Origin of the sequence: Protofrankia sp. Cas3, assembly GCF_963555955.1 — a bacterium.
In the GTDB taxonomy this organism is placed as follows: Bacteria; Actinomycetota; Actinomycetes; order Frankiales; family Frankiaceae; genus Protofrankia.
Map to the genome: position 1 here is coordinate 1 of NZ_CAUVXP010000180.1, position 9257 is coordinate 9257.

At 69.4% G+C, this 9257-nt stretch carries 10 protein-coding genes; 1 reads left to right on the top strand and 9 read right to left on the bottom strand.

Annotated elements, in window-relative coordinates; genetic code table 11:
• From U9983_RS23685 to pgsA, 9 genes are all read right to left on the bottom strand, one after another.
• Window positions 1-183: OB-fold domain-containing protein (locus U9983_RS23685; RefSeq protein WP_322756132.1), on the bottom strand; the 183-nt coding region annotated here is incomplete at its 3' end.
• Entirely contained in the window at window positions 180-716 is a 537-nt protein-coding gene (ruvC, locus tag U9983_RS23690; RefSeq protein WP_322756133.1) for a crossover junction endodeoxyribonuclease RuvC, read from the bottom strand. The genes ruvC and U9983_RS23685, both read right to left, overlap by 4 nt.
• A gap of 216 nt (window positions 717-932) precedes the next feature.
• Window positions 933-1688, bottom strand: coding sequence for a YebC/PmpR family DNA-binding transcriptional regulator (locus U9983_RS23695; protein WP_322756134.1), 756 nt, complete (start codon window positions 1686-1688; stop codon window positions 933-935).
• Window positions 1685-2326 carry a pyridoxal 5'-phosphate synthase glutaminase subunit PdxT gene (gene pdxT / locus U9983_RS23700; protein WP_322756135.1) on the bottom strand — a complete coding sequence of 214 codons (642 nt, stop codon included), beginning with the start codon at window positions 2324-2326 and terminating at the stop codon, window positions 1685-1687. The genes U9983_RS23695 and pdxT overlap by 4 nt, the downstream gene beginning before the upstream one ends.
• An 11-nt stretch (window positions 2327-2337) precedes the next feature.
• The gene (gene pdxS, locus U9983_RS23705) at window positions 2338-3303 is read right to left on the bottom strand and encodes a pyridoxal 5'-phosphate synthase lyase subunit PdxS (protein WP_322750925.1); all 966 of its coding nucleotides are present in this window, start codon (window positions 3301-3303) and stop codon (window positions 2338-2340) included.
• 262 nt (window positions 3304-3565) lie between these two features.
• Entirely contained in the window at window positions 3566-4189 is a 624-nt protein-coding gene (locus U9983_RS23710) for a hypothetical protein (protein WP_322756136.1), read from the bottom strand.
• Between the two features lie 32 nt (window positions 4190-4221).
• The gene (locus U9983_RS23715) at window positions 4222-5379 is read right to left on the bottom strand and encodes a glycosyltransferase family 4 protein (RefSeq protein ID WP_322756137.1); all 1158 of its coding nucleotides are present in this window, start codon (window positions 5377-5379) and stop codon (window positions 4222-4224) included.
• The gene (locus tag U9983_RS23720; RefSeq protein WP_416211506.1) at window positions 5376-6302 is read right to left on the bottom strand and encodes a phosphatidylinositol mannoside acyltransferase; all 927 of its coding nucleotides are present in this window, start codon (window positions 6300-6302) and stop codon (window positions 5376-5378) included. Before U9983_RS23720 ends, U9983_RS23715 begins: the two co-directional genes overlap by 4 nt.
• A 36-nt stretch (window positions 6303-6338) precedes the next feature.
• A complete protein-coding gene (pgsA, locus tag U9983_RS23725) occupies window positions 6339-7010 on the bottom strand; it encodes a phosphatidylinositol phosphate synthase (RefSeq protein WP_322756139.1) in 672 nt (223 codons plus the stop codon).
• Window positions 7011-7275: 265 nt separating this feature from the next.
• Here pgsA and U9983_RS23730 point away from each other — a divergent pair.
• A partial coding sequence (locus U9983_RS23730; protein ID WP_322756140.1) for an elongation factor G-like protein EF-G2 occupies window positions 7276-9257 on the top strand: 1982 nt, incomplete at its 3' end.

Genomic DNA, 9257 nt, shown 5'->3' on the forward strand with positions numbered 1-9257 from the left:
CCCGTAGAGAGTGAGCTCGGTCTCCCGGACGACCAGGGTGGTGGCCAGGCGTGCATCCTGGCCTACCCGCAGCCGTGACAGCGTCGCGGGGGTGCACTGCACGAGCAGCCCGACCCCACCGACCTCGACGACGGCTGCTTCGGGTGACAAGGCTGCGACCGTGCCCGAAACAGAAGCGATCATCGACCGGTCTCCTTCCGGACAGCCTGGCCACCGTGGACCGCAGCCGCCATCCTGGCCAGCGCCGGGCCACGCCACAGGTGGCACAGGGCCAGCGCCAGGGCGTCCGCCGCATCGGCCGGACGCGGCGGATCAGGCAACCTCAGCAGGCGGCTCACCATGAACGCCACCTGGGCCTTGTCCGCCCGGCCGCTACCGCTGACCGCGGCCTTCACCTCGCTGGGCGTGTACAGCGCCACCGGTAGGCCCCGCCGGGCCGCCGCGACGATGGCCACCGCCCCGGCCTGCGCGGTACCCATGACCGTCCGGACGTTGGCCTGACTGAACACCCGCTCGACCGCGACCGCATCGGGGTTGTGCCGGCCGATCCATTCATCCAGGCCCTGCTCAAGTGCCCACAGCCGGGCTGCGACGTCGTCGGTGGCCGGCGTGCGCAGCACACCGACCGCAACCAGCGAGGCGTTCCGGCCGGGGCCGCCGTCAACCACACCGAGACCGCAGCGCGTGAGCCCCGGATCGACACCGAGCACCAGCACCAGCGCCCTCCCGCTGGCTGGTCCGCGGACCAGCCGTTCTGAATCCTGACTTCAGCTACCGTCGACCATTGTGGCCCCGGGACGGTTCGCCACGGTCGCGACACGCGCGAACGTCCGTTCGACTCTCGAAACGCCAGGTCGCACCTGACACCCGCGCGTTGCGATGCGCGAGGAGTGAGGCGCGAGGGGTGACTGGTAGCCGGCGAGGAAAACCCGTCAGGCCGAGACCAACTCCATGATCTCATCCGAGATGTCAGCATTAAACCAGACATTTTGGACATCGTCGAGATCTTCCACCGCCTCGACGAGTTTGAGGACCTTGCGGGCGGATTCCTCGTCCAACGGCACGCTGATGCTCGGCAGCCACGACAGGTCCGCGGCCGAAACCGCGAGCGCGGCGCCCAGCGCGGCGACCCGCACCGCATTGAGGTCCGTCGCCTCGGACACGACCTCGAAGGCGTCACCCAGGTCGTTGACCTCCTCAGCGCCGGCGTCGAGAACGGCGGCCAGGACGTCATCCTCGCTCAGACCGGGCGTTTTGGGGACCAGGACGACGCCCTTGCGGTTGAACAGGTACGAGACCGAACCGGGGTCCGCGACGGTACCACCGTTTCGGGTGATCGCGACCCGGACGTCGGAGGCGGCCCGGTTGCGGTTGTCGGTGAGGCACTCGACCAGGACGGCCACACCGCTGGGCCCGTACGCTTCGTAGGTGATCTCCTCGTAGTTGACGCCGCCGGCGAGCTCCCCCGAGCCCCGCTTGACGGCCCGGTCGATGTTGTCGTTCGGCACCGACTGCGACTTGGCCTTGGCAATGGCGTCCGCCAAGGTCGGGTTTCCGGCCGGGTCCCCACCACCGGTCTTCGCCGCCACCTCGACCGACTTGATCAGTTTTGCGAACAGCTTGCCACGACGCGCATCGACGACTGCCTTCTTGTGCTTCGTGGTCGCCCACTTGGAGTGACCGCTCATGCCCTGCCCCTCACCTGTACCGACCCCTGCCTTCCACGATTGCCTGTGACAACGTCGACGAACATCCGGTGTATCCGGATGTCACCGGTCAGCTCCGGGTGGAATGCCGTTGCCAGCAGATTGTCCTGGCGGACCGCGACAATTCTGTCACCAACCCGGCCCAGAACCTCAACCTCGTCCCCGACCTTCTCCACCCACGGTGCCCGGATGAAGACCGCTCGAACCGGGCCGCCGGCGACACCGACGAGATCGATATCCGCCTCGAACGAGTCCACCTGACGGCCGAACGCGTTGCGCCGCACGACGACATCCAAGCCTGCGAGCAGCGGTTGGCCGGGTGCGGCGTCCAGGACCTCGCGGGCCAGCAGAATCATGCCCGCACAGGATCCGAACACCGGCAGCCCGTCCGCGATCGCCGCCCGCAGGGGTTCCAGCCAATCGAACACGCGCAGCAGCCGCCCGATCGTGGTGGACTCCCCACCGGGCAGGACCAGCCCGTCCACCGCGTCCAGATCGGACACGCGCCGGACCTCCATCGGGTCGGCGCCGACCGCGCGCAGCGCCCGGACATGCTCGCGGACGTCGCCCTGCAGTGCCAGCACGCCCACCCGCGCCGGCCGCGCTGCCGGGGCGATCATGCCGAGGTCGCTCACCAGCCGCGATCGGCGAACCTGGCCGCGGGCTCCAGCTCGCCGGTGCTGATGCCGACCATCGCCTCCCCGAGACCACGCGAGACCTTCACCAGGACGTCGGCGTGGTTGTACATGGTGGTGGCTTCGACGATCGCCCGCGCACGCCGCGCCGGATCACCGGACTTGAAGATGCCCGAGCCGACGAACACGCCGTCGGCGCCCAGCTGCATCATCAGTGCCGCGTCCGCGGGCGTGGCGATGCCACCCGCGGTGAACAGGACGAGCGGCAGGCGCCCCAGGCTCGCGACCTCGGCCACGAGCTCGTAAGGGGCGCGCAGATCCTTGGCCGCGGCGAACAGCTCGCTGGGGTCCAGCACCGACAGGCGGGCGATCTCCGCTCTGATCGTGCGCATGTGCACGACGGCGTTGGACACCTCGCCGGTACCCGCCTCACCCTTCGACCGGATCATCGCCGCACCCTCGCCGATGCGACGCAGCGCCTCACCCAGGTTGGTCGCGCCGCAGACGAACGGGACGGTGAACCGCCACTTGTCGATGTGGTGGTGCGGGTCGGCGGGGGTGAGGACCTCGGACTCGTCGACGTAGTCGACCCCCAGCTGCTGGAGCACCTGGGCCTCGACGAAGTGGCCGATACGCGCCTTGGCCATGACCGGGATCGACACCGCCTCGATGATCTCTTCGATCATCTCCGGGGCGCTCATGCGAGCCACCCCGCCCTGGGCACGAATGTCGGCCGGCACCCGCTCCAGGGCCATCACCGCGACCGCCCCGGCATCCTCGGCGATCCTCGCCTGGTCGGCGGTGACCACATCCATGATCACTCCGCCTTTGAGCATCTCCGCCATGCCCCGCTTGACCCGGGCCGTCCCCACCTGGGTACCGGCGGAGCGGGGAGGCTCGGCCACCCGTGCGGGCCCGTCGTCGGGCTGCGCAGGCTCGGGTGCGGTCAGGCCATCGGACATGACTCGCCTCTCTTTACACGGATCCGTCGGGAGCAGGTGTCCCTGCCCACGCGAACGTCGACAAACCGGACTTCGGCCTCCCGGGCCACCGGCGGATGCGCGCATTCGCACCGGACGGGGGACGCCTCATCGTACGGCCGAAGTACCACCTGAATCCCACCTGGGCACCCGGGTGGGCACACGGGCGGTCGGAGACGAGTGGTCGCGACGGCACGCCGCACGCCGCACACCGCATGCCGCACGCCGCATTACAGAAAGAGCATCATGGGGCAAATCCGGTCATATCACCATTCAAGGTACCACCGTCGGGCTTATGCTCGTCAGCATCGCCGTCGATCTTCCCGTCTCCGCCACTGCGCACCGGGAGAGCGTCGTCGATCTCGAAGTAGGCGGGCAACGGTCTGCGCCCGGACAAGCGCAGTATCCGGACGACCCGCCTGCTTCGCAACGCCCGGACATCACGGACCGCGTCATTGTGCAGCTGGCGGGCAAGGGCCACCCTCGCCGCGGCGACGTCCACCGCGTGCAGGGCGTCAGGCGCGCGATCGGCTGTCGCCGCGACCTGCGCTGACCGCAACGCCCGGCTGAGGTTGTTCTCCACCGCTTCGGCGTCGTTGTCCAGCGGACCGTCAGCAGCGAGAGCCGCATGCGCAGCCCGCGCCCGCGCCACCGCCTCGCCCAGCTCCGCCAGTTCGCACTGTCGGACGAGTTCCCCGGCCGCGGCCACGCGCAGCGCCAGCTGGGCGGTCAGTCCCGTGCGGGCGTCGGTGACCCGCACCGCGAGGCGGTCGAGACGGCTCGCGAGCCAGGTGAGGTACGTGGCGATCAGAACGATGACCGCGACCGTGAGGACAACTAGGGGCACCTCGCGCAGCGTAGTCAACACCGGGTGACGCCGCGCCAGGGGATTGACTCCGATCAAGCAGAATGACGGATCGCCTTCTGCTGGGAACCCACCGCTACCGATACCGGCGCGTCGCCGGCGACCATCTCGTACACTCCGACGATACTTTTCGCGATCATCGGCCAGTCATAGGCGGTTACCACCGCCCGGCCCCGATCGCTGAGGCGGCCACGCTCGCCCGGATCGGCCAGCAGCCCGGCAAGCGCATGGGCAAGCCCCGCCGGATCCCCGACCGGGAACAGTCGGCCGGCGTGGCCGTCGTCGAGGACGCGACGGAAGGCGTCGATATCGCTGGCCACAACCGGCGCGCCGGCGGCCATCGCCTCCAGCAGGACGATGCCGAAGCTCTCCTGCCCCGTGTTCGGCGCGCAATAGATCTCCCCCGAATGGAACACCCGCGGTTTGTCCGCGTCGGAGACCAGACCGAGCAGGTGCACCCGGTCCCGCAGACCCGGCTCCACCCGGTCGAGCACCGCCTCGCCATCGCCCGGGCCGGCAACCAGCAGTCGCGCCCGCTCGCACCGCGCCACCAGCGTCGGCAAGGCCGCCAGCAGCACGTCCAGACCTTTGCGGGGCTCGTCGATACGCCCCAGGAAGACCACGGTCGCGCCGCCCGGTGGGCGCGTGGGCAGCGGTGTGGCGTCCCGGAAGGTGCCCACCGCCACGCCGTTGGGAATGAGGATCGCGTCCACGCCGAGATGTTCGACGATCGTTCGCCTCGCCGCCTCGGACACCGCGATCCGGGCCCGGACCTTCTCCATCGATGGCTGCAATGCGCCGTGCGCAGCCGTCAGGATCTTCGAACGCGGGTTGGCCGTGTGGAAGGTGGCGACGATGGGACCGTCGGCAAGCATGCAGGTGAGCAGGCTGACGCTGGGCGCTGTGGGCTCGTGCACGTGCAACACGTCGAAGTCGTTCTCCCGCAACCACCTGCGCACACGGGCGGCTGACACCGGCCCCATCAGCAGCCTGGCGACCGAGCCGTTGTAGGGCACCGGCACCGCGTGGCCCGCGTCCACGGCATAGGGCGGGAGGGTTGTCTCATCGTTGACCGGCGTGATCACCGAAACGTCGTGACCCAGCCCGATGAGAGTCTCGGCGAGGTCGCGCACATGGACCTGAACCCCTCCGGGCACGTCCCAGGTGTAAGGGCAGGCCAGCCCGATCTTCATGTTTCCACTCCGGCCGGCGGCGGGCAGGATACGGGCTCAACCGGCTCAACCGGCTCAACCGGCTCAACCGCAGCGGCGGTCGCCGGCTCGTCCCGCCAGATGCGTTGGAGCATGTGCCAGTCCGCGGGGTAGGCCGCGATTCCCTCGGCGAAGGCGTCTGCCAGCGCCTGGGTCATCTGCGCTACGTCGGTATGCGGCACAGCCGGGTGAATACGCACACCCCAGCCGTCCGGATCGAACCACAGCGTGGCAGGCAGCAACGTCGCCCCGGTCCGCAGCGCGAGCGCGGCCGGCCCCGGCGGCATCGTGGCCGTCGCTCCGAAGAAGGTGACCGGCACCCCGTCCGCGGACAGGTCACGGTCGGCCAGCAGGCACACCGTGCCGCCGGCGAGCAGGCGATCCGCCAACAGGTCAAAGGGTGGCCGCTCACCACCGGTGAGCGGGATGACCTCCATGCCGAGCGCGGAGCGGAACCGTATGAACCGGTCGAACAGGGATGCCGGTTCCACCCGCTCGGCAACTGTCGTGAACGGTTCCCCGTTCGCGGCGAGCCACGCGCCGGCATGCTCCCAGTTTCCCATGTGCGGCAGCGCCGCGATGGTGCCGCGGCCGGACGCCAGTGCCGCCCGTAGCCGCGGTTCCGCCACCATGCGCATACCCTTGATGATCCGTTCGCGCGGCATGTCCTGCAGCCGGAAGACCTCCAGCCAGTAGCGGGCGTAGGACCGCATGGCAGCTCGCGTGAGATCGTCGAGGTCGGTGTCGGGTGGGACTGTTCGCGCCAGGTTTGCGCGCAACCGACGGACTCCGCGGCCGTCCCGGCGCACGGCCGCATCGGCCGCCGCGGTGAACACCCGCGCGGCGACACGCTCGGGCAGGACACGCACGACCCGCCAGCCCGTCGCGTAGGCCAGGTCCGTCATCCGGGCACGCGCAGTCGTCAACGCCGGCCGGCCCCGTCAGTGGACCCGCGTTGCCGCGGGCGGTTCGACCGGCGGCCGGGCCGCCCGCCCGGCAGCGCCCTGGCCTCGCCCCAGGTACTGCCGATGGACATGGACGATCCGCTGCGCCACCGTCAACACCGTGGCCGCGGCGAGGAACCACAGCGCGGCCGGTAGCAGATACGGCACGCCCAGTCCGTAGAGACCAGCGGCGACCAGAACGACCAGAAGCCGCTCACCGCGTTCGGCGAAGCCGACGTCACAGTGAAATCCCAGCCCTTCCGCCCGGGCTTTGACATACGAGATGATCGAACCAGCCGTCAGGCAGATCAGGGCGGCCACACACAGCGGCAACGAATCACCGTCACCGGCGTACCAAATGATCAACGAGCCGAAGATGGCGCCGTCACCGACCCGGTCGGAGGTGGAGTCCAGAAACGCACCCCACGGCGAGGAGATCCCGCGAGCGCGGGCGATGAGTCCGTCGATGAGGTCGGAGACGGCGAACAGTGTGATGACGACAGCGCCGACGAAGAAGACCCCGCGGGTGAAGAAGCCCAGCGCCCCACCGACCACGCCGATGGTGCCCACGATGGTCACGGCATCCGGTGACACCCGCGACCGGGCCAACCGCTCACCCAGGGGATCGAGCACGTGCTGGATCTGCGGTCGCGCCTTGCTAGCGAGCATGTCCCGTCCCGTCCCGTACGTCCCGCACTGCTCGTTCACAGTACTGCCGGCACGATCGGCAACCGCCACATCATTCGGCCGACACGGGTTGTTCACACGCCCGTCAAGGAGGAATCTGTTCCCAAGGGGCTCGCGTTCCCTGCGGGGCTCACCTTCCCTGCGGGGCTCACCTTCCCTGAGGGCTCAGTAATCCGTCCGGCAGCCGTCCACTGGTTTCTCACCGTACCCATTCACCCAGTGGCCATGTCACTGCGGGGAGGCGCGGGTGAAGTCAGCACCATGCGAGGTCCGTCCCGATCACCAACGCGGCACCGACGTGCGCAACATCGTCCTGGTCGGCCACACCGGAGCAGGTAAGACCACCCTGGCCGAGTGCCTGCTGGCCACAGCGGACGGCGGTGAGGCTGCACACGGCCGTGCCGCCAATGCCCGACATGCCGATCATGACGACACCGAGAGCCGGCAGCGCACGCTCAACCTCACTGCGCTGTCCACGATGCACCGGGGATTGCGGATCAACCTTCTCGATACACCGGGGCTCGCTGATTTCATCGGGGACCTGCGCGCCGGCCTGCGCGGTGCCGACGCGGCCCTGTTCGTGGTCAGCGCCCTCGACGGAGTCGACGGCTTCACCCGGCTGCTCTGGGACGAATGCGCCGCCGCCGCAACGCCCCGCGCAATCGCGATCACCAAGCTCGATCGCCCTCAGGCCGACTTCGCCTCGACCCTCACCGTCTGCCAGGAGGTGTTCGGGGCGGGCGTGCTCCCGCTGTACCTGCCAGTCGGCCGCCCGCGACCTGACGAACCCGGGCCCGGTGAGCAGCGATACCGGCTGGTCGACCTGTTGGCACCGGCCGAGGGTGGTCCGGCGAGCCAGCACGGCGGGCCGGGGGCGGTTGCCGCGGCCCGCGACGCCCTGATCGAAGGGATCATCGCCGAGAGCGAGGACGAGTCCCTGCTGGACCGTTACCTCGCCGGTGAGAGACTGTCGACGAAACTACTGCTCGACGATCTGGAGACCGCGGTCGCCCGCGGCCGTTTCCATCCGGTCGTGGCAACCGTCGGGAACGGCACCGGCACATTGGGCGTGACAGAGCTGCTGGACCTCTTCGCGCGAGCGTTCCCGTCCCCGTTCGAACATCCGCTACCAGCCACCAGCCGACCGGACGGATCGCCGTGTCCGCTGCCGTCAGGCGACCCCGACGGTCCGCTGGCCGCCGAGGTCATCAAGACCACGACCGATCCCTATGTCGGACGCATCTGCCTCATCCGGGTGTTCTCCGGAACGCTGCGCCCGGACACGCCGGTTCATGTCGCCGGACACGGCCGGGCCGACCGGGGCCACCCCGACCACGACGAGGACGCGAAGATCGGCACGATCTCCCGGCCGCTGGGCCGGGCGACGCAGCAGACCGTCGAGATGTGCCGGGCCGGCGACATCTGCACCGTATCCAAGATCATGACAGCGGAGGCCGGGGACACGCTGTCGAGCCCGGACGGTCCCATCATGCTCGAGGCCTGGACCATGCCCGAGCCACAGCTGCCGGTGGCGATCCGCGCACGGACGAAGAGCGCCGAGGACAAATTGTCGACCGCGCTTGCCCGTCTCACCGCAGAGGACCCGAGCGTGACTGTCGAACACAGCGGTGAGACTGGTCAGCTCGTCCTGTGGTGCATGGGCGAGGCACACAGCGATGTGATCATCGAGCGGCTCGGGAACCGGTACGGCGTGGATGTCGATCGGGTGCCGGTACAGGTGCCCATGCGGGAGACGCTACGCGGACCGGCCCGGGGAACAGGCCGGCACGTCAAGCAGTCCGGTGGCCATGGCCAGTATGCAATCTGTCATATCGAAGTGGAACCGCTACCGCCGGGATTCGGACGGGAATTCCGCGACGAGGTCGTCGGCGGTGCGGTCCCGCGTCAGTTCATCCCGTCGGTGGAAAGGGGCGTGTGGCGCCAGTTCGACCTCGGGGTCGCCGCCGGCTTCCCGCTTGTCGACATCCGGGTTCGCCTGGTGGACGGCAAGGCGCACTCCGTGGACTCCTCCGACGTCGCCTTCCAGGCCGCGGGTGCGCTGGCGTTGAAAAACGCGGCTCGGTCCGCCGGGATCGTCCTGCTCGAACCGGTGCTCGCCGTCTGCGTGCTCACCCCCGACGCGCATGTCGGCCCGGTCACCAGCGACCTGGCGGCACGACGTGGACGGGTCGTCGGGATCGAGCCCGTCGGCGCAACGGTGCCCGCAGA